24 protein-coding genes are annotated in these 21,607 nt (G+C 72.2%); 15 read left to right on the top strand and 9 right to left on the bottom strand.

What is annotated here, in order from left to right; genetic code table 11:
- Positions 1-97 precede the first annotated feature (97 nt).
- The 5 genes from HP507_RS12990 (at position 98) to HP507_RS12970 (ending at position 4,445) form a co-directional block, all read left to right on the top strand.
- Positions 98-1,135, top strand: coding sequence for a Gfo/Idh/MocA family protein (locus HP507_RS12990; RefSeq protein WP_175352210.1), 1,038 nt, complete (start codon positions 98-100; stop codon positions 1,133-1,135).
- The gene (locus tag HP507_RS12985; RefSeq protein ID WP_175352209.1) at positions 1,132-2,157 is read left to right on the top strand and encodes a Gfo/Idh/MocA family protein; all 1,026 of its coding nucleotides are present in this window, start codon (positions 1,132-1,134) and stop codon (positions 2,155-2,157) included. The genes HP507_RS12990 and HP507_RS12985 overlap by 4 nt, the downstream gene beginning before the upstream one ends.
- Positions 2,158-2,229: 72 nt before the next feature.
- Entirely contained in the window at positions 2,230-2,961 is a 732-nt protein-coding gene (locus tag HP507_RS12980; RefSeq protein WP_175352208.1) for a class I SAM-dependent methyltransferase, read from the top strand.
- 27 nt (positions 2,962-2,988) lie between these two features.
- Entirely contained in the window at positions 2,989-3,996 is a 1,008-nt protein-coding gene (locus HP507_RS12975; protein WP_175352207.1) for a LacI family DNA-binding transcriptional regulator, read from the top strand.
- A 62-nt stretch (positions 3,997-4,058) separates the two neighbouring features.
- Positions 4,059-4,445: a VOC family protein gene (locus tag HP507_RS12970; protein WP_254701100.1), complete on the top strand. Its 387-nt coding sequence runs from the start codon at positions 4,059-4,061 to the stop codon at positions 4,443-4,445.
- A 19-nt stretch (positions 4,446-4,464) separates the two neighbouring features.
- Here the strand turns inward: HP507_RS12970 and HP507_RS12965 are convergent, their stop codons facing one another.
- Complete coding sequence (locus HP507_RS12965; RefSeq protein WP_333781362.1) at positions 4,465-5,250, bottom strand: esterase/lipase family protein; 786 nt, start codon at positions 5,248-5,250, stop codon at positions 4,465-4,467.
- Positions 5,247-6,020: an alpha/beta fold hydrolase gene (locus HP507_RS12960; protein WP_175352206.1), complete on the bottom strand. Its 774-nt coding sequence runs from the start codon at positions 6,018-6,020 to the stop codon at positions 5,247-5,249. Before HP507_RS12960 ends, HP507_RS12965 begins: the two co-directional genes overlap by 4 nt.
- Before the next feature lie 82 nt (positions 6,021-6,102).
- Between HP507_RS12960 and HP507_RS12955 the strand changes: the two genes are divergently transcribed.
- From HP507_RS12955 to HP507_RS12945, 3 genes are read left to right on the top strand one after another with little or no spacing between them, the layout of a single operon-like run.
- The gene (locus HP507_RS12955) at positions 6,103-6,693 is read left to right on the top strand and encodes a hypothetical protein (protein WP_175352205.1); all 591 of its coding nucleotides are present in this window, start codon (positions 6,103-6,105) and stop codon (positions 6,691-6,693) included.
- A gap of 16 nt (positions 6,694-6,709) precedes the next feature.
- A complete protein-coding gene (locus HP507_RS12950) occupies positions 6,710-7,246 on the top strand; it encodes a dihydrofolate reductase family protein (protein ID WP_175352204.1) in 537 nt (178 codons plus the stop codon).
- A gap of 57 nt (positions 7,247-7,303) precedes the next feature.
- Positions 7,304-8,638 (top strand): NAD(P)/FAD-dependent oxidoreductase, encoded by a 1,335-nt coding sequence (locus HP507_RS12945; protein WP_271207271.1) that lies wholly within the window; start codon positions 7,304-7,306, stop codon positions 8,636-8,638.
- A gap of 81 nt (positions 8,639-8,719) precedes the next feature.
- On the opposite strand, the gene HP507_RS12940 is transcribed toward HP507_RS12945, so the two are convergent.
- Positions 8,720-9,625: an SDR family oxidoreductase gene (locus HP507_RS12940; protein ID WP_175352203.1), complete on the bottom strand. Its 906-nt coding sequence runs from the start codon at positions 9,623-9,625 to the stop codon at positions 8,720-8,722.
- A gap of 95 nt (positions 9,626-9,720) precedes the next feature.
- On the opposite strand from HP507_RS12940, the gene HP507_RS12935 reads away from it, so the two are divergent.
- Positions 9,721-10,293, top strand: coding sequence for a TetR/AcrR family transcriptional regulator (locus HP507_RS12935; RefSeq protein ID WP_175352202.1), 573 nt, complete (start codon positions 9,721-9,723; stop codon positions 10,291-10,293).
- 89 nt (positions 10,294-10,382) lie between these two features.
- Positions 10,383-11,624 carry an acyltransferase family protein gene (locus HP507_RS12930; RefSeq protein ID WP_175352201.1) on the top strand — a complete coding sequence of 414 codons (1,242 nt, stop codon included), beginning with the start codon at positions 10,383-10,385 and terminating at the stop codon, positions 11,622-11,624.
- A 112-nt stretch (positions 11,625-11,736) separates the two neighbouring features.
- Here the strand turns inward: HP507_RS12930 and HP507_RS12925 are convergent, their stop codons facing one another.
- Positions 11,737-12,573, bottom strand: coding sequence for a DUF2382 domain-containing protein (locus tag HP507_RS12925; RefSeq protein WP_175352200.1), 837 nt, complete (start codon positions 12,571-12,573; stop codon positions 11,737-11,739).
- Positions 12,574-12,619: 46 nt separating this feature from the next.
- Complete coding sequence (locus HP507_RS12920) at positions 12,620-13,318, bottom strand: hypothetical protein (protein WP_175352199.1); 699 nt, start codon at positions 13,316-13,318, stop codon at positions 12,620-12,622.
- A gap of 120 nt (positions 13,319-13,438) precedes the next feature.
- Here HP507_RS12920 and HP507_RS12915 point away from each other — a divergent pair, with 120 nt between their 5' ends.
- Positions 13,439-14,626 carry an FAD-dependent oxidoreductase gene (locus HP507_RS12915; protein WP_175352198.1) on the top strand — a complete coding sequence of 396 codons (1,188 nt, stop codon included), beginning with the start codon at positions 13,439-13,441 and terminating at the stop codon, positions 14,624-14,626.
- A 4-nt stretch (positions 14,627-14,630) separates the two neighbouring features.
- Here HP507_RS12915 and HP507_RS12910 read toward each other — a convergent pair whose 3' ends face one another.
- Positions 14,631-15,500 carry a UbiA family prenyltransferase gene (locus HP507_RS12910; protein ID WP_175352197.1) on the bottom strand — a complete coding sequence of 290 codons (870 nt, stop codon included), beginning with the start codon at positions 15,498-15,500 and terminating at the stop codon, positions 14,631-14,633.
- Between the two features lie 78 nt (positions 15,501-15,578).
- A complete protein-coding gene (locus tag HP507_RS12905; RefSeq protein ID WP_175352196.1) occupies positions 15,579-15,818 on the bottom strand; it encodes a hypothetical protein in 240 nt (79 codons plus the stop codon).
- A 148-nt stretch (positions 15,819-15,966) separates the two neighbouring features.
- Between HP507_RS12905 and HP507_RS12900 the strand changes: the two genes are divergently transcribed.
- Positions 15,967-16,977: a TerC/Alx family metal homeostasis membrane protein gene (locus HP507_RS12900; protein ID WP_175352195.1), complete on the top strand. Its 1,011-nt coding sequence runs from the start codon at positions 15,967-15,969 to the stop codon at positions 16,975-16,977.
- A gap of 9 nt (positions 16,978-16,986) precedes the next feature.
- Here HP507_RS12900 and HP507_RS12895 read toward each other — a convergent pair whose 3' ends face one another.
- The gene (locus HP507_RS12895) at positions 16,987-17,892 is read right to left on the bottom strand and encodes a DMT family transporter (RefSeq protein ID WP_175352194.1); all 906 of its coding nucleotides are present in this window, start codon (positions 17,890-17,892) and stop codon (positions 16,987-16,989) included.
- 70 nt (positions 17,893-17,962) lie between these two features.
- On the opposite strand from HP507_RS12895, the gene HP507_RS12890 reads away from it, so the two are divergent.
- The 3 genes from HP507_RS12890 (at position 17,963) to HP507_RS12880 (ending at position 20,629) form a co-directional block, all read left to right on the top strand.
- Positions 17,963-18,811 (top strand): LysR family transcriptional regulator, encoded by an 849-nt coding sequence (locus HP507_RS12890; protein WP_175352193.1) that lies wholly within the window; start codon positions 17,963-17,965, stop codon positions 18,809-18,811.
- 109 nt (positions 18,812-18,920) lie between these two features.
- Positions 18,921-19,556 (top strand): hypothetical protein, encoded by a 636-nt coding sequence (locus tag HP507_RS12885; protein WP_175352192.1) that lies wholly within the window; start codon positions 18,921-18,923, stop codon positions 19,554-19,556.
- Between the two features lie 71 nt (positions 19,557-19,627).
- A complete protein-coding gene (locus tag HP507_RS12880; protein WP_175352191.1) occupies positions 19,628-20,629 on the top strand; it encodes a DUF4434 domain-containing protein in 1,002 nt (333 codons plus the stop codon).
- 3 nt (positions 20,630-20,632) lie between these two features.
- Here the strand turns inward: HP507_RS12880 and HP507_RS12875 are convergent, their stop codons facing one another.
- Complete coding sequence (locus HP507_RS12875; protein ID WP_175352190.1) at positions 20,633-21,382, bottom strand: RNA polymerase sigma factor; 750 nt, start codon at positions 21,380-21,382, stop codon at positions 20,633-20,635.
- Positions 21,383-21,607: the final 225 nt, after the last annotated feature.

Genomic DNA, 21,607 nt, shown 5'->3' with positions numbered 1-21,607 from the left:
CGGACTGGAGGCGCGGGGCAGGCCGACACCGCGCCTCCAGTCCGACGCCCCGCACGTCGGACGGCTCGGCCGACCGCTGCCCTCTACGCTGGCCCCCATGACGATGCAGTCGGCACCGGCACCACGGAGACGGATCGGGCTCGTCGGCGCCGGTGGCATCGCGCTCGCGCACATGCCCGGGCTGCTGCGCCTCGGCGACGTCGTGGTGCACTCGAAGGACGGAGCGGGGGAACTCGCCGACACGTTCGCCGACGCCGCTGCATCCGCGGGCAGGACGGTCACGGTGGCGGCCACGCTCGAGGACCTGCTCGCCGCCGTCGACGTGGTCGACGTGGTCGTCCCCACGCCCGCGCACGCGACCGTCGTCCGGGCAGCACTGGCCGCCGGCAAGCACGTCGTGTCGGAGAAGCCGCTCGCCCGCACCGACGCCGACGCCGAGGACCTCGTCGCCCGGGCCGCGGCAGCCGATCGACAGCTCTACCCGGCCCACGTCGTGCGCTGGTTCCCCGCGTACCGGCGACTGCACAAGGCGGTCACCACGGGCCTGCTGGGCGACCTCGCCGTCCTGCGCTTCTCGCGGTCCGGGGCCTTCCCGTCCAGGGTGCCGTGGTTCGGCGACCGCACGCAGTCCGGCGGCGTCGTGATGGACCAGATGATCCACGACCTCGACATCGCACGGTGGGTGGCCGGTCCGGTCACGAGGGTGTCGGCCGTGAGCGTCCGCACCGGCACCGATGACGCGCCGGTCGAGGAAGCGCCGGTCGAGGCCGCGCACGTGCTCCTCACCCACGCGTCCGGGGCGATCAGCCACGTCGCCGGACTCTGGGGACCGCAGCACCTGGCGTTCACGACGGAGTACTCGGTGACCGGCACGCTGGGTAGCCTGTCGCACTCGTCCCTCGCCGAGGAGGACACCCGCAGTGACCTGGCCGCCCCGACCACGGTGGACGGCTTCCTGCCCGCGGTCGACCCCGCCGAGGACCCGTACGCGCTCGAGCTCGCTGACTTCGTCGCCGCGTTCGACGGCGAACCGCTCCCCCGGGTCACCGCGGCGGACGGCGCCGTCGCGGTTCACATCGCGAACGCCGCCCTCGCCTCGATCGAGTCCGGCCAGCCCGTGGAGGTGTCGCTGTGACGCTCCGGGTCGGCGTGCTGTCGTTCGCCCACACGCACGCCATCGGGTACCTGTCCACCCTCGCCGCGATGCCCGACATCGAGGTGCGCGGGGCGGACCCCGACGGGGTGTCCACCGGCACGGCGATCGGCGAGCTCCGGGGCGCGGAACTCGCCGGTGCCCTCGGCGTCGGGTACGCGAAAACGTACGAGGAACTCCTCGCGTGGGGTCCGGACGCCGTCGTCGTGACGAGTGAGAACGCCCGGCACCGGGAACTCGTCGAGCTCGCCGCGGCCGCCGGCGCGCACGTGCTCTGCGAGAAGCCCCTCGCCACCTCGTGGGAGGACGGCCTCGCCATCCGCGACGCCGTGCACCGCGCCGGGGTCACGCTGATGATGGCGTTCCCGGTCCGCTTCGCGTCGGCCTTCGACCGTCTCCGCGCCGCGCACGACTCGGGGGCGCTCGGAACGGTGTTCTCGGTGCGCGGCGCCAACAACGGCATGCTGCCGCTCAGCCGGGACTGGTTCACCGATCCGGCCCTGAGCGGCGGCGGCGCGATCGTCGACCACGTCGTCCACATCGCCGACCTGCTCGACGGCCTGACCGGGGCGACCCCGGTGTCCGTCACCGCGGTCGCGAACCGGGTCCTGCACGCGGGACGTGCGCGCGCTGAGACCGCGGGGCTCGTGACGGTGACGTACGACAGCGGGATGGTCGCGGCGATCGACTGCTCGTGGAGCCGCCCCGACTCGTCGCCGGTCTGGGGCGGGTTGACCCTCGACGTCGCGGGGACCGGCGGCACGGTGTCCGTCGACTTCTTCGGCGCCGCCGCCCGCGGACTCGACGCGGTCGGCGGGCGGCCGATCGAGCTCCGGTACGGAGCCGACCACGACCTGCCGATGCTCCGCACGTTCCTCGGCGCGGTGCGGTCCGGCACGCAGCCGCAGCCCGACGTCGAGGTCGGTCTGCGGACGCTCTCGATCGTGCTCGCCGCGCAGGAGTCGGTGCGGAGCGGACGGACGGAGTCCGCCCGGCGGGCGTGAGACGGGAGGCGCGGAGCGGGCCCGCACCGCGCCTCCAGACCGACGGACGGCCCGACGGGGCATGCTGGACGCATGACCTTCGAGCAGCACGCACAGTCGTTCGGAGCCGCGGCCGACGCCTACGAGCACGGACGCCCCGGGTACCCGGACGAGGTCGCCGCCGGTCTGGTCCCCGACGGGGCACGGCTCGTCGTCGACGTCGGAGCGGGCACCGGGAAGTTCACCAGGACCCTGGTCGGCCGAGCAGCCGAGGTCGTCGCCGTCGAGCCGGACCGGGCGATGCGGGAACGGCTGACCGCCGTCCTGCCGGGCGTCCGTGCCCTCGACGGCACCGGCGAGGCGATCCCGCTGCCGGACGGATCCGCCGACGCCGTGACCTTCGCGCAGGCATGGCACTGGGTCGACCCCGCACGCGGCGCCGTCGAGGTCGCACGGGTGCTGCGTCCGGGCGGCGTGCTCGGACTCGTGTGGAACGTCCGCGACGAGACGCGGCCGTGGTCGCAGCGCCTCGGAGCCCTCATGCGGCAGCCGGAGTCGAGGGTGATGGACTACGGCGCCCCCGTGGTGGGTGCCCCGTTCGACGACGGCGAGTACGAGCGCTTCCACTGGGCGCACGAGCAGGAGCGATCGGCGTTCCTCGACATGGTCGCCTCGCGGAGCTACGTCATCGTCCGGCCGCCGGCCGAGCGCACGGCACTGCTCGACGCGGTGCAGCGGCTCCTCGACGTCGACCCGGACACCGCGGGCCGCGACACCGTGCCGGTCGAGTACACGACGCACGTGCACCGGTACGTGCGTCCCTGAGCCGCCGCCCGCGCTACGCTCGTGGCGATGCGCGCGACCGTGCGGGACGTGGCCGCCCTCGCCGGGGTGTCGCCGAAGACCGTCTCCAACGTGATCAACGGCGGTGTCGTGGTGCGCCCGGAGACACGGGCGCGTGTCGAACGGGCGCTCGCCGAACTCGACTACGTGCCGAACCTCTCCGCCCGCGGGCTGCGCAACGGCCGGTCCGGAGCGATCGCCCTGACGCTGCCCGAGATGGCGAGCGCCTACTCCGCCGAACTCGCGCAGTGGTTCGTCGAACTCGCCCGTGAGCGCGGGTGGACCGTGCAGCTCGACCAGACCGCGAACGACCCGGCCCGGGAACGCGACCTGGTGTCCCGCGTCCGGGCGCACCTCGTCGACGGACTGATCCTCAACCCGGTGTCGCTGAGCGCGAGCGTGCTGGCCTCCGCGGAGGGGCTGCCCCCGACCGTCGTGATCGGCGAGGTCGAACCCGAGCACGTCGACCAGGTGCACGTCGACAGCCGGACGGCCGCGGAGCAGGTCACCGCGTACCTGGTGTCCCGCGGGCACCGGCGGATCGCCATCGTCGGCGCGGCCCGGGAGTCCGCCGCGACGGCCACGAGCGTCCTGCGGGAGCGCGGGTACCTCGCCGGCCTCGAGGGCGCCGGCATCCCGGCCGACGGGACGCTGCGGGTGCCGCTGCCGTCGTGGACCACGAGCGCTGCGGCGTCGGCGTTCGCGGAGTGGCTCGACGAGCACCCGCTGCCGGACGCCGTGTTCGCGTTCACGGACTCGATCGCGTTCGGGGTCCTCCACGTCCTCGCCGCCCGCGGCGTGCGGGTCCCCGACCAGGTGAGCGTGATCGGGTTCGACGACGTCGACGGTGCCGCCTACGCGATCCCCGCGCTCAGCACGGTGTCGTTCGACCGGCGGGCGTTCGCGACGGCGGCCCTCGACCTGCTCACCCGCCGGATCGAGGACCGGGACGCGCCGCCGGAGACGGTCGTGATCCCGCACCGGATCGTCGAGCGCGCGAGCGTCGCGTCCCGCTGACACTTGCGCGGGCCCCGGCCCGGCCCCGGCTCTTGTGACGAACGGCGCGTACGCTGCGCGGCATGACCGCCGCCGACCCGTCGATGCCGACGCTCGCCGCCACCGTGTTGCAGTCCCCCGAACCGATCGCGCTCGCCCGGTTCTACGGAGCGCTGACGGGGTGGACCGTGTACGAGGACGCCCCGACCTGGGCCCGTATCCGTCCGGCCGACGGGCCGGGGCTCTCCGTGCAGTACGAACCCGCGTACGTGGCCCCGACGTGGCCCGGGACGGAGGACGCACCCGGTATGCAGCTGCACCTCGACTTCCAGGTGGAGGACCTGCCGGCCGCGGTCGCCCGGGCCGAGGAGCTCGGCGCTCGCCAGGCGGCGTACCAGCCGCAGGAGGACGTCCGCGTCCTGCTCGACCCCGACGGACACCCGTTCTGCCTGTTCCTGCCCGGGGCGTAGGCGCTCCGGCGCCCGTCGCTCAGCCCGAGCGGTCACCCGGCTCCGACGCGTCCGCGGACGCCGGGTCCGCCGGGGCCGGGTCCGCCGCCGCCAGCACGGCGGCACGGGTGCGCGGGTCGCCGAGGATCCGGAAGTGGCCCCCGACGGGCACGCGCACGTTCGTCGCCCCGGCGAGCGCGCTGCCCTCCGGGATGAGCGTGTCGAACACCCCGTACACCGACGTGATCCGCGCGTTCGCGTCGAGTTCCCGCGCCAGCGCGGCGAGCACCGGATCCGCCGACCGGAACACCCGCAGGTGGCGCACCGGAGCGAGTCGCGCGTAGCCGGAGCCCCCGAACGGCGTCGACACCGCGACCATCCGGTCGATCCGTCCGTGGTCGTCGAGCCGGGTCATGGCGTACTTCCCGATCAACCCGCCCTTGCTGTGCGTCACGAGGAGGACGTTGTGCAGGTCGTGCTCCTCGAGGTACGCCAGGACCTCCTGCGCAGACTCCGGCACGGGACGCAGGTTGTGCCGGAGCACCGGCAGCACGTGCACGGGGTGACCGCGGTCGTGCAGCGCGTCCATGAGCGGTCGCATGAAGTGCCAGGTCTCGTAGACCCCGGGCACCACGACGACGGGCTGCCCGTCCCCGCTGCGGTAGTCGTCCGCGGTGGTCGGCCCGAGACTGCGGAGCTGCCACCGGATCGCGTACCACCAGTCGAGTGCGGCCCACCACCCGCGGCGGATCAGGGAGATCCGGACGGGAGGCGCGGTGCGGTCAGCGGGGGCGGGTCCGGTCCCGGACGTGGTCGCCTCCGTCACCCCGATGCCTCCAGCGTCTGGACCCGTCGGAACTCGTCCACCAGCCGGGCCAGGGCGACCGGCTGGTGCTCCTGCACGTGGTGCGGCCCGGGCAGTTCGACGAACGCCCCGCGGCGCGCGAGCGTGGCGAGCCGCTCGCCCCAGTCGTGCCGTGCGATCGGGTCCTCGGAGCCCCGGACGACGAGCACGGGTTGCCCGAGTCGGGGCACGGTGTCCTCGATGCGGTGCCGGAGCATCGGTCGGAGCTCGCGCAGGTACTGCGGGACGCTGCGGAGGTAGTCGGTGCCGACGACGCCGTTCATCCGCAGCCCCTCGACGAGGCAGTCGCGCGCGAGGTCGGCGCCCTGCAGCAGGGCGGACCGTCTGCCCGCGGTCACGACGGGTCCGACGAGGACGACCGAGCCGACGATGTCCGCGTGGAGACGGGCGGCCTCGGCGACGACCTGGGCGCCCATCGACTGCCCGACGAGGACGAGTTCGCCGGCCCCGCGGGACGCGACCGCCCGGACGACCAGGTCGCCGAGCTCCTCCATCGAGAGACGTCGACCCGGGCCACGCAGACCGCCGAACCCGGGCAGGTCGACGCTCACGGTGCGGTGGCCCGCGGCGAGCGCCCGCTGCGATCGTCGGAAGGACCGGTGGGACATCCCGATGCCGTGCACGAGCACGACCGTCGGTCCGAGCGCGTCGCGGAGGCGCCCCGCCGGTGCCAGGGTGTGCAGGCGCACGGCGTTGCCGTCGATCTCCACCGTCTCGGTCCTGGCACGCACACGGCGAGGCTACGCGGCGTTGCACAGTGAGGCGTCAGCGTCGTCATCGGCAGCGCATAGGCAACCGGTGTGCACTCGTCCCATGACCGACAGCACCCCCACGAACTCCTCGGACCGCGGCGACGCGCACCCGGTGGACGCACCGTCGAACCGTTCGTACCCGACCGGCCCGGCCGGCTGGGGAGCGGCTCCGACGCCCACCTCGACCTCGACGCTCGACGCCCCGGCGCCCGCGGGCCCGTACATCGCGAGCGCCCCGGCGGACCCGTACGCGACGCAGCACCCGTCCGCGACGTCCTGGAACCCCGGCGCCCCGAACGGCGCGACCGCCTGGTACGGCGCCGCGGCGACGACGAAGCGCAAGCGCGGACCGAAGCCCCCGTGGTTCTGGCCGGTGGTGGCCGTGGCCGTCGGGCTCGCGGCGCTGCTGGCCGGCGGCGGCATCGGGTTCGCCATCGGTCACGCGATCGGCAGCGGCTCCGGCCAGTCGACCACGCAGGTCCCGGGCACGAACGGCGGGACGAACCAGTTCCCCGGCGGCGGCACCGGCCAGTTCCCCGGCAACGGGACGCAGGGCGGCACCGGCACGGACGGCGGCACCGGCACCGGTAGTGGCACCGGCACCGGGACAGGCACCGGTTCCGACACGAGCGGTTCCACCTCGAACAGCTGAGCGCTACGCTCCGAGCATGCGCAAGGTCACCGCTGGGCTCTTCACGTCGGTCGACGGCGTCGTACAGGACCCGTACGAGTTCCAGTACGACAGCTTCGACGACGAGCTCGGGGCCGGCATGGGGGCGTTCATGGCCCGCACCGACACCGTGCTCCTCGGGAAGAACAGCTACCTCGAGTGGCCCGCCCACCCCGAGGACCCCTTCGGGCAGTGGATCAACCCGATCGAGAAGTACGTCGCCTCGACCACGCTCGGCGACGACCTGGCGTGGGAGAACAGCACGCGTGTCCCGGGCGACCTGGACGACTTCGTCCGCGGACTCAAGCAGCGGGACGGTGCCGACATCGCGGTGTGCGGGAGCATCAGCGTCGTCCGGCATCTGCTGTTCGCCGGACTCCTCGACGAGCTGCAGCTGATGGTGCACCCGGCGATCGCGGGGTCCGGTCGCAAGCTCTTCGAGCCGACCGACCCGGCCACGCGCCTCCGGCTGGTCGACAGCACCGTGACGAGCAAGGGCAACGTCGTGAGCACCTACGCGAGGCTCGACGCCTGACGGACCCGCGCCGCGCCTCCCGTCGGATCACTCGCTGAACCGCGCGTACCCTCGGTGGTGACCATCTCACCATCCGAGGAAGCCGGAGTCAGCATGCCCCAGGACACCCGCCCGCACGTCGTCATCGTCGGCGGTGGATTCGCCGGTGTCGCCGCCATGCGCGAGCTCGCCGACGCGCCCGTGCGGGTGACCCTGGTCGACCGTCACGTCTACAACATGTTCCAGCCGCTCATGTACCAGGTGGCGACGGGCGGGCTGAACGCCGGCGACGTGACCTACTTCCTCCGCAGCCTCCGGGCGAAGCAGGCCAACGCGGAGTTCCGCCACGGCCTGCTCACCGGCATCCGACCGGAGGAGCGCGTCGCCGAGATGTCCGACGGCGAGCACCTGCACTACGACTGGCTGATCCTCGCGAACGGCGTGAACACGAGCTACTTCGGCACGCCCGGTGCGTACGAGTACGCGTACTCGATGTACTCCCGCTCCCAGGCGCTGCGGATCCGCGACGAGCTGTTCACCCGCCTCGAGGAAGCCGCCGCGAACCAGGGCCCCGACGAGATCAAGATCGTCATCGTCGGCGGTGGTGCGACCGGTGTGGAGATGGCCGGCGCGCTCGCCGAGCTCCGCGACCAGGCGCTCGAGGGCGCCTACCCGGAGCTCGACAAGGGCGCCATCACGATCACGCTCGTGCACCGCAGTGGCGAACTCCTCAAGCCGTTCGCGCCGCGGTTGCGCCGGTACGCGGCGAAGGTGCTCCGGAAGCGCGGGGTGGTGCTGCGCCTGAACACCGGGGTGTCCGAGGTCAAGCGGGACGGCGTCATGACCGCCGACGGCGAGTTCATCCCCGCATCGCAGGTCATCTGGGCGACCGGTGTCGCAGCCCACAAGGAGGTCTCGGGCTGGGGCATGCCGCAGACCCACGGCGGACGCATCCAGGTGAACGACGACCTCAGCGTGAAGGGCGTCGAGCGGATCTTCTCGGCCGGTGACATCGCCGCGCAGGACGACGCCCTCGCGCAGCTCGCCCAGCCGGCCCTGCAGGGCGGCCGGCACAGCGCGAAGCAGATCAAGCGCCTGCTCGAGGGCAAGCCGACGGAGCACTTCAAGTACTTCGACAAGGGCACGATGGCGACGATCGGCACGAACGCCGCGGTCGCACAGCTCCGCGGCGGCATCACGATGGTCGGGCCGGTCGCCTGGGCCGCGTGGGTGGTCGTGCACATCGCGTCGCTGCTCGGCAACGGCAACCGGCTGTCGACGCTGTCGCACTTCTTCGTGCGCTACCTCTGGTTCATGCGGAAGCGGGCGATCCCGATCGTCGGTGACGTCCGGCCGGTCCGACCGAACGGCGACCGCGAGCCGGAACCGTGGCAGATGCAGAAGGCGGAGTAGCCCCGGACGGTCCGCCGTGCCGGACGGGAGGCGCGGTGCCAGGTGGCACCGCGCCTCCCGTCCGTGGTCCGGCGCAGCGTGTCAGGCGACCCGCACGTCGAAGTAGGCGCCGGCGGCGATGTCCTCGAGGAGACCGGGGCCGGTGGGCTCCCACCCGAGGAGCGCCCGCGTCTCGTCGGACGTCGCCGACATCTCCATGCCGAAGAACTGACCGATGAACCCGAAGTGGTCGACCGCGTCCGCCGGATCGATCGACGTCACGGGCAGGCCGAGTCCCTCGCCGATGGCCTCGGCGATCGCGCCCGTCGGGACCCCGGTCTCGGCGACGGCGTGCAGGCGTGTGCCCGCCGGGGCCTGCTCGAGTCCGAGCCGGACGAGCCGCGCGGCGTCGGAGACGTGCACGGCGGCCCAGCGGTTCGTGCCCTCGCCGACGTAGCCGGAGACGCCCTTCGCCCGGGCGGCGGCGGCGATGAGGGCGATGAACCCGTGGTCGCCGGTGCCGTGGGTGGTCGGGCTGAACCGGGCCGCGATCGTGCGGACGCCCTGATCGACGAAGTCGAACGCACGGTTCTCACTTCCACCGCGCATGCTGTCCGGTCCGACGAAGGGGTTCGGGTCTGCTTCCTCGGAGGGGCGGCCCTGCGCGAGTCCGGCGACACCCGAGGCGAGGACGAACGGCCGGTCGGTGCCGACGAGTGCCTGGCCGATGGTCTCCACCGCGGCGCGCTCGCTGGCGTTGGTCGCGGCGGCGTTCGCCCAGTCGTGCTTGTTCGCGAGGTGCAGGACGGCCTCTGCCTCGGCCGATCCCCGGCGGATGGTGTCGAGGTCGTCGAGGTCGCCGCGGAGGACGGTGACGCCCTTCGCCTCGAGCGCGGCGGCGGAGGCGTCGGAACGGGCGAGTCCGGTGACGGTGTGCCCGGCGGCGAGGAGGTCGTCGACGGTGTGGGAGCCGATCCAGCCGGAGGCCCCGGTGACGAACACGTGCATGTGCTTTCCCTTCACAGGTGTCCACGACGGTGATGTCATGAACCGACATCACGGTAGCACTCGATGTCAGCCGCTGTCATCAGTAGACTGCGGACATGGCTCGATGGCAACCCGGAACGCGCGAACGACTGCAGGCGACCGCGCTGCAGCTCTTCGCATCGCACGGGTACGACCAGACGACCGTCGCCGAGATCGCCGCCGCGGCCGACGTCACCGAGCGGACCTTCTTCCGGCACTTCGCCGACAAACCCGAAGTGCTCTTCGCCGGACAGGACGACTTCCTCGGCATCTTCACCGGCCCGATCGAGTCGGCACCGGCCGACACGGCACCGTTCGACCTCGTGCGCCTCGCGCTCGACGCGAGCGGAGCGTTCTTCCCCGACGAGCGGCGCCCCTGGTCGCGCACCCGGCAGGGCATCATCGACGCCCACCCGGCCCTCGGGGAACGCGAACTCGGCAAGCTCGCGACGCTCAAGGTCCGTCTCGGCGAGGTGCTCCGCGACCGCGGCGTTCCCGAGCCGGCGGCGACGATGGCCGCGGAGACCGCCGTCACGGTGTTCCACCTGTCGTTCGCCCAGTGGATCGCCGAGGGCGAGGACCGGTCGTTCTCCGCGATCGCCCACGAACGACTCGACGCCCTGACGAACCTGGTGCACCCCGCTCGTTGAGACGTCTCTTGGTTTCTGCGGGCATCCTGTAACGATCCGGTCACGGCTCGACGATCCGTGGCCACGATCAGATCTCGCAGGAGGCGTCCGTGGCGACCACCACGCTCTCGCCGGAGCGGACCCGAACGACATCCGCCCCGGCCGACACCGACGGCAGGGCTGCACGGCAGACGCCTCCGCCGCCGCTGACACACCGCGCGCCGGCGCTCGACGGCCTCCGCACGGTGGCGATCCTGATCGTGATCCTGTACCACCTGCACGTGCCGCAGTTCGAGGGCGGCTTCATCGGCGTGACCGTCTTCTTCGTCCTCTCCGGGTTCCTCATCACGACCCTGCTGCTGGGCGAGAAGCGCCGCACCGGGCGGGTCCGGCTCGCTTCGTTCTGGACGAAGCGACTCCTGCGGCTGTACCCCGCGCTGCTCGTGCTCGTCGTCGTCGGGCTCGCGCTGTGGAACTGGGTCGGCGACTACAAGGGCGCCTCGTTCTCCCCCGGCGAGGCAGCGTTCATCGCCCTGAGCTACACCGGCAACCTCTTCCGCTCGTACTGGGACACCACGCAGGGCGTCTTCGCGCACACGTGGAGCCTGTCGATGGAGGAGCAGTTCTACCTCGTCTGGCCGCCCGTCCTCGTGCTCCTGTTCGCGCTGCGCTCCCGCCGGCGCTGGCTGATGACCGGGCTCGGCGTGGTCATCGTCGGGGCGGCCGCGGCGTCGTGGTCGAGCTACCGGACGCCGAGCGGCGGCGCGACGCCCGACGTGTACTTCTCCCCCGTGCTCGGCGTCGTGCCCCTGGCGACCGGGTGCCTGCTCGCACTGCTGCTCGACGACGAACGCGTCCGGACCTGGGCATCCGGGATCGCCGGACACGTCGGCACCTGGGCCGGCGTCGGACTGCTCGCCGCGATGCAGTTCTGGATCGACGACGACTGGACGCGGCACGCATGGTCGTTCGGCGTCGTGCTGCCGGCGACCGGGCTCATCTCGGCGCTGCTCATCGGCGGGTTGATCTCCGTGCGCTCCCCACTGTCCGCGGCGCTCGCGTGGACGCCGATGTCCTGGTTCGGCCGCCGCGTCTCGTACTCGGCGTACCTCTGGCACCCGCTCGTGATCGCCCTGCTCGGGACCTTCGCGATCGGAGCCTGGGGCACGGTGTGGCTCGTCGGTACGGCGCTGCTCGTCGCCGTCGGTGCGGCCTACGCGGTGGAGGTGCCGGTCGAGAGGCTGCGCAAGCGGTTCCGTGAGGCCCGCCGGCTCGTCGCCGCGGACCGCTCCGCGCGACGGAACGCCGACGCGCCCGTGCCCGTCGGGGGCGACGCGCGCACGTCCCGCTGACGGTACCGGGCCCACGGTCGGGCTCCCACCTGACGGGCCCCGGGCCGGACCTGCGACGGACGGGAGGCTCGTGGCGGTGCCGCCACGAGCCTCCCGTCCGTCCTCCGGCGTGTCAGCGCCGGGTACGACCGTCCTCGTCGAGGTCGATCTCCTCGTGTGCGACCTCCTCGGAGACCTGCTCCTGATCGGTGACGGTCTCCTTGCCGACGCGGACCCGCTCGACCGGGACCGTCTCCTTGTCGACGACGACGCGTTCCTCGTTGAGGGTGACCGCGTGCTCCTCCTCGGACAGCTCGGGGCCGTCGGTGGCGGCATCGACGTTCGCGTCCGTGATCGGCTCGCTCTCGACGCGCAGTTCCTCGTGCTGCACCGGCACCGTCACGTTCTGCTGCTCCGTGACGATGTGCTTCCGGAGCCGCGCCCGGCCGCTCTGGACGTTCTGCGTGCCGACGTTGAGACGTTGCTCCGAACGCGTCATCGCGTCGTCGGTGTCCTCGCCGGACACGTCGTGCCCGGCGCCGCGGACGCCGTCCGTCCCGATTCCGCTGTCGTCGGTGCTGGTGGTCGTGGAGCCCGCGCCGGCGACGAAGTCGTCCGTCCCGGTCCGCGTGCCCTGGTCGGTTCCCGTGGTGATGCCGGAGCCCAGCCCGTAGTGGTCGAACAGGCGGTCCTGCTCGTCGTCCGCGAGTTCGCCGTCCGCGTCGATCCGGGGAGCGTCCTTGATGGTGGCCTTGTCGTACCGGACCCGGAGTTCGTCACCCGTGACGTCCGCGCCCTCGAGCGGGACGAACGACTCCGAGGTGCCGAAGAGGCCCGTGGCGACGCTCGCGAAGAGCGGCCGGCCGTCCGTGTTGTCGACGTAGACCTGCTTGACGGTCCCGACCTTCTCGCCGTTCGGGTCGACGACCTTCGCATCGAAGACGCTGTTCACGTTCGTGTTGTCGATCATGTGCTTTCCCTTCGTGGTGCTGGTGTGTACGTGGTGGAGCTCGGGCTCACCGGCCGAGGCCGACGCGGTCGACCCGGCGGTGGTACCGCATGCCCGCCAGGCCGCCGAGCACGGCGCCGACGAGGCTGATGATGGCGACGACGATGGCCGTGATGACGCCGGTGAGCGTCAGGGTGCCCTCGTCGACGGGGATGCGCGGGAAGCTGTTGACGTTCCCGAGCACGTTGAACTGCGCGCCGGCGACCGCGGTGACGATCGCCACGACGATCGCGATGACGACGGCCCAGATCCACACGGCGATGCCCTGCTTGGCGCCGGCGAAGCGGGCCATCCGTCCCGCGACGTACCCGCCGCAGAAGTACGCGACCAGGAGGATCACCGCGAGCACGATCGCCCCGACGATGCCGATCACGTCGCCGTTCTTCGAGACGTCCTTCGCCGCGTCGTCGACGTTCCCGCCGTTCTGGCCGAGGCCGACGCCGGCACCGACCGCGCTGAGGACGGCCGTGAGGATGATCGCCGTGCCGGTGGCCGTGAGCCATCCGAAGAACGCCGAGCCCCACTTGAACCCGGAGAACTCCTCGCGCTCGCGGTCGAGGACTGATTCGCGCTGCGTCGCTCCCCGCTCGGCAGGGACCGCGTTGCCGGCCGCGGGCACGTCCCCGGTGCGAGGAGCGGCCGCGGTGGCGCCGTCCTCGCGGCCGTCGTCGTTCAGCGGCCGCGTGCTGTCACTGGGTGTGCTCATGGTGTACCTCCCGAACGTCGGCGATCTGGACAGCCGTGACACAACTCCGGCGTCCATGTGGGCGCGGACATGGTGTCCGCGGAACGCGATCGGCCGCGCCGCCGTCCGTAGGCTCGGTCCGTGACCACGGAGCGAGTCGACGTCCTCGTCGTCGGCGGCGGACCCGTCGGCCTCTTCGCGGCGGCGCTCCTCGCGACCCGCGGCATCGACGTGGCCGTGTGGGAACGCCGCTCGGCGGCGCCGACCGGTTCCCGCGCGATCGGCATCCACCCGCCGTCGCTCGACGCCTTCGCCGCCATCGGTCTGGACGGTCCCGTGCTCGCCGAGGCGACCCGGGTCCGGAGCGGGGTGGCGCGGAGCCGCGGTCGGGAGCTCGGCGCCCTCACCTTCGATCGCGCCTCGGCCGCGCACCCGTACGTCGCGACGCTCGACCAGCACCGCACCGAGACCCTCCTGCGCGAGCGCCTCGCCGCGGGGTCGCCCACGGCACTCCGCACCGGCACGACGCTGACCGGGCTCGAGCGGCACCCCGACCACGTCGTCGCGACGGGCGTGGGACCCGACGGAGCGGCGGTGTCGGTCCGGGCCGCGTTCGTCATCGGCGCGGACGGCGCACGCAGCACCACCCGCGACCTGCTCGGCGTCGGGACGACGGGACGGGACTACCCGCACCGCTACGTCATGGGCGACTTCGCCGACGTCGAGGACGCGGGTGCTCGGTCGGCGGCACTGGTCGACGTCGGACCGGCGGGCGTGGTGGAGTCCTTCCCCCTCCCCGGCGGTCGTCGACGCTACGTCGTCCTGGTCCACGAGGAGGGGTTCCCCGTCCACACGGGATGCACCGCGAGCGCTGCCGGCGGGGACGCGGCTCGGCTCGCATCGATCGTCGCCGCCCGCACCGGCGTCGCACCGGACCCGACGACCTGCACGATGCTCAGCGGCTTCCGCGCCCGACGGCGGACGGCGGACCGGGTCGGCGTCGGTCGCGTGGTGCTCGCCGGGGACGCCGCCCACGAGATCAGCCCGATCGGCGGGCAGGGCATGAACCTCGGCTGGCTGGACGCCGCCGAGCTCGCGCCGCTCCTCGCCGACGCGGTGCGCTCCGGGACGTCCGGCCCGTGGCCCGGGTACGCCCGTCGCCGCCAGGCCGCAGCCCGCCGCGGGGCACGGCAGGCGGAGGTCAACATGGCGCTCGGCCGCCCGCTGGGCACGGTCACGACGATCGGACGGGAGGCGCTGCTCCGGACGGCCCTGTCCCTCCCGACCGCGGACGGGCTGGCCGGGATCTACGCGATGCGCTGGGCCTGACGACTCACGCGACGAGGCGCGCGCCGGCGAGACCGAGCTCGACGACCAGGACCAGCGACGACGCCATCACGAGCCGGAACAGGGTCCGCGAGGCGCGTCCGGCCGACACCAGCCGGATCCCCGACACGGCGAGGACGACCACCACGACGGTCCCCACCACCGCGAGCACGACGCCGACGCCGCGGACGGGATCGTCGCCGAGCAGCTGCCCGCCGAGCACGAGCAGCGCCGCGACGACGAGCGCCCCGAACGCCACGACACCCGACGGCCGGAGCCCCAGCCGGTGCGGGAACCCGCGAACCCCGGTGGCCGCGTCGTCGACCAGGTCGGGCAGGACGTTCGTGCAGTGGATCGCGACGCCGAACACCGCTCCCGTCGCGATCGCCCATCCTGCCGGCCACTCCCCGCCCGGCCCGGCCGAGACGGCGACGACGGGCAGGAGTCCGAACGCGACGACGAACGGCACGACGGACCACACCGTCCGCTTGAGGCCGGCGTCGTAGGCCCATCCGGCGCCGACCAGCACGAGGTGCGCGACGGCCGCGACCGGGCCGAGGAACAGCGAGAGCAGCACCGCGGCGGCAGCGGTGAGGAACGCCGCGGTCCGGACGGTCCCGACAGCGATGAGGCCCTGCGCCACGGGTTTGTCCGACCGCCCGACGGCCCGGTCGCGATCGGCGTCGATCCAGTCGTTCGCGAGGCCGATCGACAGCTGCCCGGCGACCACCGTCAGCGCCACGAGGACGACCAGCCACGCCGGGTGCCCGACGGCGGTGGCGATCACCGCGGCCAGCACCGCCACGGTCACCGTCGGTCCCGGGTGCGACGAGGCGAACAGCAGGCGCAGGGTCGTGGGCCTGCGGGTGACGGTCACACCGGCCAGCGTACGGAGGGGCGGCTGCGCGCCGGCGCCGGTCCACGATGCGAGCGGACCTTCGGCGGCCCCGAGCGCTCAGCGATGTGTTCGTCTGGTGTTCCGGATGATCTGCCAGATCGCCACCGCGACGACGGATGCGCCGACGACGACGATGCTCCAGAGAGCGGGGACACCCACCGCTGGACCGGACGTGCAGACGCTCTCCCCATCCCCCCGTGCCGCGTCGGCACAACTCCCCACCTGGTACAGGGCGCAGAACAGCACGATCACGATGGTGACGACGGTCACCGCGTACCAGGCGGCCACTCGGTTCATCTCGCACCCTCCCCTCGGTCGTGCACGACACGGTGCGGGCCGAGCCTGACGCACTTCGGCGTCGAACGCCAGGCCGTCGCAGCCCCGGTTCGTGTCGGAGCCGTGCCGACGACATGATGGAACAACGCCATCACGAGGAGGATGACCCATGCCCGAGCTTCCGGTCGTGTTCGAAACCGGCTCGATCGTCGCGCTCGTCGCGATCCTGCTCGCGGACCTGTTCGTCGTCGCACGTCGATCGCACGTGCCGACGGTGAAGGAGTCGTCGCTCTGGGTCAGCCTCTACGTCGGGCTCGCACTGCTCTTCGCTCTGGCCACGCTGGTCTTCGCCGGAGGAGAGCCGGCCGGCCAGTTCCTCGCCGGGTGGCTGACCGAGTACAGCCTGAGCATCGACAACCTCTTCGTCTTCGTCATCATCATGGCGAGGTTCTCGGTCCCGAAGCAGATCCAGCAGTCCGTCCTGATGATGGGGATCATCATCGCGCTGGTCCTGCGAGGAGTGTTCATCCTGCTCGGAGCCCGGCTGATCGAGGACTTCTCCTGGATCTTCTACGTCTTCGGCGCATGGCTGGTTTGGACGGCGATCCAGCAGCTCCGAGAGGACGACGACGCCGCCGAACAGCAGGACACCTTCATCGTCCGACTGTTGCGACGTCGGATCCGCATCACGGACACCTACGACGGGATCAAGCTGCGCACGGCCCACGACGGCGTCCGTCACCTCACCCCGATGCTCATCGTCCTGCTCTCGATCGGCACGACCGACCTGCTGTTCGCACTCGACTCGATCCCCGCGATCTTCGGCATCACCGAGAGCGCCTTCATCGTGTTCACGGCGAACGTCTTCGCGCTCATGGGACTCCGGCAGCTCTACTTCCTGCTCGGCGGTCTCCTCGAACGGCTGGTCTACCTGAAGTACGGCATCGCGCTCATCCTCGCGTTCATCGGGGTCAAGCTCGTGCTGCACGCGCTCCACGAGAACGAGGTGCCCTTCATCAACGGCGGTCGATCGGTGTCGTGGGCGCCCGAGATCACCACGTGGATGTCCCTCGCCGTGATCGTCGCCGCGATCGCCGGCGCGACCGTCGCCAGTCTCGTCCGGATGCGACTCGAACGATCGGTCGACGGGCAGGAGCAGCCGACGCGTCCCGCGCCCTGAGCCGCCGCTTCATGTCTGCATCATCGCAGGTGCACGGCGGCGGCGGACCACACCCGACGCGAGCGCGATGCCGAGCAGCACGACGAGTCCCCCGACCGGCTCGTTCCACCGCACGTGCTCCCCGAGGACCAGCACGCCGAGCACCACCCCGACCACGGGGGTCAGGTAGGTGACCGTCGAGGCACGGCTCGCACCCCACGCCTGCACCAGCCGCGTGTTCCACGCGTAGGCCAGCCCCGTACCGACGCAACCGAGTGCGACCATCGCCCCCACGATCCTCCAGTCCAACTGCACCGGCCCGGTGGCGACGACGGGCGCGACGAGCAGGAGCAGCCCGGAAGCGAGCGTGAGCTGCACCGTCGCGAGCGTGACCGGGTCGTACGCACTGCCGACCGCCACGCGCCGCAGGTAGGCGAGTCCGATGCCGTAGCACGCGGTCATCCCGATGAGCGCGACCTGTCCCGGCACGCTCGCCAGCACCGCCGGGTCCCCGAGCACGTCCCACGGCCCCACCAGGACGAGCACGCCGACGATGCCGAGCACGATCCCGACGACCTGCCGGCCGCGGAGCCGTTCGGACGGCACGAGCACGGCGAGGGCGGCCATCGTCATGATCGGCGTCGTCGCGTTGTAGATGCTCGCGAGGCCGGACGGCACCGTCTGCTCCGCCCACGCCATGAGCGATGACGGCACCGCGTTGAGGAACACGGACACGACGAGCAGGTGACCCCACACCCGAGGTTGCCGGGGCCAGCGCCGGCGGGTCGCGAGCAGGACCAGCACGAGCGTGACGGCTCCGAGGACCGTGCGCACCGTCGCGACCTGCTGCGGTGCGAGCCCGTCGAGCCCGATCTTCGCGAACAGGAAGCTCGAGCCCCAGGTCAGTGCCACGAGGAGGTAGAGGATCGCGTTCATGTGGCCTAGTGTCGACACCCACGGCGCATGCGGCAAACGCATGCCGCTCATGGCCGGATGAGGAAGACGCATGACCGTCTCGGTGCCCCAGCTCCGCGCGTTCGTCGCCACGGTCGACGCCGGTTCCTTCACCGACGCCGCGGCGCGGCTCGGCGTCGGACAGTCCGCCGTGTCCCACGCCGTCGCCGGCCTGGAGCGCGAGGTCGGCGGACCGGTCGTCCGGCGCGGCGTCTCCGCCGTCACCACGCCGCTCGGCGAGCGTCTGCTCGCCCACGCCCGCAGCGTGCTCGCCTCCGTCGACGCCCTGGAGGCAGTGGTCCGGCCCGCCACGGCGCGCGGCACCGTGCGGCTCGCCGCCGTCCCCACCGTCTGCCAGGGCCTGCTGCCGCGGCTCCGCGAACTCTGGGCGGTCACGCTGCCGGACGTGGACGTGCAGGTCTACGAGGGCGACGACGACGAGATGCCCGAGTGGCTCGAGGGCGGCACCGTCGACGCGGCCGTGCTCGTCGACCCGAGCCCGATGCCCCCGGGCGGGGTCGTCGTCGCGCAGGACGAGATGGCCGCCGTCGTCCGCCGGGACCACCCGCTCGCGGACCTGCCGGCGCTGACGCTCGACGACCTGCACGAGGACGGTCTCGTCTCCGGTGGCGGTGGCTGCGAGAACCAGATCCAGCGGCTGCACGAGCTCGACGGACAGCCCTTCCGGTACGCCCACCGGGTGCGGGAGATGAGCACGATGTTCGGGATGATCGAGCGGGGCGAGGGCGTGTCGATCGTGCCGACCCTCGGGCGCGTGATGCTCCCGCCGGACCTCGTCATGGTGCCGATGGCCCGCAGGCTGTCACGGACGCTCGTGCTGAGCGGACCGTCGTCCCGCGAGTGGCACCCGCTCGCGAGGGCCCTCGTCGACGCCGTCTGACCGCACGGACGCCGAACGGATACGGGTACCGACGTCATCATCGCCCCGCCTCCCCATCTCACTGGACAAGCGACCACGGTGGTCGCTTCCTCAACCCAGGGAGAACACCATGCGCAAACGCATGCTCGCCGTACTCGGCTGCACCGTGGCCGCCGTCACGATCGCGCTCGCGGCGCCGGCCTCCGCCGTCACCGTGACGCCGTCGGCGGACCAACCGAACACCGTGGCGCCCGGACAGACCGCCGAGGTGGGCGCGGTCGTCTACAACCAGTACGGTTCAGCCCAGTCCGGTGGCGTCGCGCTCTACCTGACGGCCCCGGAGAACTCGACGTTCACCTCCGACACCGTCATGGGCGAACAGATCATCGAGGGGGTCCGACAGGGGCGGACCACGCTCTTCTCGAACTGCGTCCGGTCGAACGCCGACACGCAGATGCGCTGCTCCGGCACCCTCACCGTCCCGGCGGCCGGGAACGGGAAGCTCAGCGGCGTCGACATCACCACGACGATCCGCGTGTCGACGAACGCCGCGCCCGCGACGACCTACACCGCCGCGGGAGGCTTCAACCTCTCGAACAGCGGCAACGGTCAGATCTCCGGCGGCGGCGCGACCATCGCGTTCACCACCGCGTCCGCCGTCCCGACACCGGTGTTCGGCGCCCTCCCCCGGCTGGCAGCGGATGCCGTGGGAACCGTCGGTCTCGCGATCGTCCTCGACGCGCGGGCGCTTCTCGGCCAGCGGTGACCGTCCGTCGTGCGGGGCGGGGAACCGCCCCGCACGACGGCCCGCACCGGCGACGACGAAAGGGAGTCGACATGACGAAGAACAGCCGAGAGCGCGCCGATCCCCTCGCGATGGGCGCGGGACGGTTCGGCGCCACGTACATCAACCCGTACCGGGTGTTCAACGAGCGCGACGAACGGCTCGACCGGATGTTCGCCAACCAGCGGCACATCGGCATCACGACCGCGATCGTGCAGTGGACGGCGCACATCTACGAGGACGGCTCCGCGAGCACGACGTACCCGGCGGGGCCGTCCACCGGGTTCGGCGCGTTCGACACCGTCCTCCCGCGCCTCCTCGATTCGGCGGCCCGTCACGAGGTCGACGTCTGGCTCGGTCTGGCGGTACGACCGGACGTGTTCGACAAGCCCGACACCATGGACTCGGACGCGGTGTTCGAGAACGATGCGCGCGTCGACCACCTCCTCGCCACGGACCTCCTGGACCAGTTCGAGGGGAGGTTCGTCGGCTGGTACCTGCCGAGCGAGCCCGGGTTCCAGAGCGTCGTCGACCAGCGCGTGCAGGCGAAGCAGACCGCGTTCCTCAGCACGGTGACGTCCGGACTCAAGTCGATCGCACCGGAGCTCCCGATCATGATCTCGCCGTGCATTCCGCGGGCGATCGAGGGCGGCCGGTCCGGCGTGTGGTTCATCGAGCGGCTCATCCCGATGATGAACGGCGCCGGCGTGGACGTCTGGAACCTGCAGGACGGGTTCTGCATGACCGCTTGGACCCCTGCGGAGAACCTGGAGATGCTCCGCGCGGGAACGGCAGCGGCAGAGCGAGCCGGAGCGACGGCCTGGGCCACGCTCTACACGCCGGGCCCGGGCGACGACGGCCGGTTCGACTTCCCGTCCCTCGCGGAGAACCTCGACGTCGTCCGGGAAGCCGGACTGCCCCTGACGACCTGGACGTTCGACTCGGCCCTGAACCCGGACCCGTCGGTCCCGGACGCGGAGGCCCGTGCCGAGATGTGGCATGCCTACCTCGAGCACCTCGGAGCGACGCGGGACGGCGTCACCGGGAAAGCGTGACCGTCACCCGTCCCACCCGACGGCGTCGTGCCGCCCGTCCGCCGCCAGCCGGCGGGCGGCCTCGCGGGCCGCGTCGAGCATCACCGGACACTGCCCGCATCGGTCGAGGTGCTCGTTCATCCGGTCGAGCTGGCGGCCGCGGAGCTTCCCGCGCACGTACCGCGCGAGGTTCTCGACCGCCCACAGGTGCTCGCCTTCGGCACGGTCAGCGCGGATGTGGGAGTCCACCCACGCGGTCCGGAGCCCGTCGCGGGCGCGAACGGCGAGTGCCGCGACGGCGTTCGGCGCGAGGCCGAGCCGCGCGCCGACCTCCGCGAGCGACGCACCCTCGACCTCGGTGGCCCAGAGCACGTCGCGCCAGCGGTCCGGGAGTCGTCGGAACGCCGCCATCGCGAGGTCGAGGTCGTCGCGGTGCGCCTCGGCACCGATGTCGGCAGCGACCGAGATCACGCGCTCGACGTGTTCGTCCAACTCGACGGGCCGCTTCGCCCGCGACCACTCCTCGCCGATGTGCCGCACCGTGGTCGCGGCGTAGGCGATGAACGACTCGCGCGGCCCGTGTCCTGCCCGGATCGCACGGTAGATCCGGAAGAACGTCTCGGCGGTGACGTCGTCGACGTCGTGGGCCGTCAGTCGTGCGACGAGCGATCGCACGCGTGGCGCATGCCGACGCCAGATCTCCGCGAACGCCTCCGGCTGTCCGGCTCGTGCCAGGTGCAGGAGGTCGTCGTCGGCCCGAGCACGCCACTCCATCGGTCCTCCGTCTCGTGTGAGACTTCAGCATTTCACATCTTCCGTGTGGCGTGTGAACGTCGTTCGGTCGTTCCGCGTCATCGGGGTCGCGGCGGTGCCTCTCCTCCCTGCAGGAGCGCGCGATCCGTCCGGGAACGCTGCATCGACAGGAGGGCGTCATGTACGCAAACGGCTGGAATCTGAGTGGCGGCGGGGCGGCCGTCGGCGGGGCGCTCGCGTTCACCG

Origin of the sequence: Curtobacterium pusillum (genome assembly GCF_013359865.1) — a bacterium.
In the GTDB taxonomy this organism is placed as follows: domain Bacteria; phylum Actinomycetota; class Actinomycetes; order Actinomycetales; family Microbacteriaceae; genus Curtobacterium; species Curtobacterium pusillum.
The sequence above is the reverse complement of the archived record's forward strand: the minus strand, read 5'-3'. Positions and strand labels throughout refer to the sequence as shown.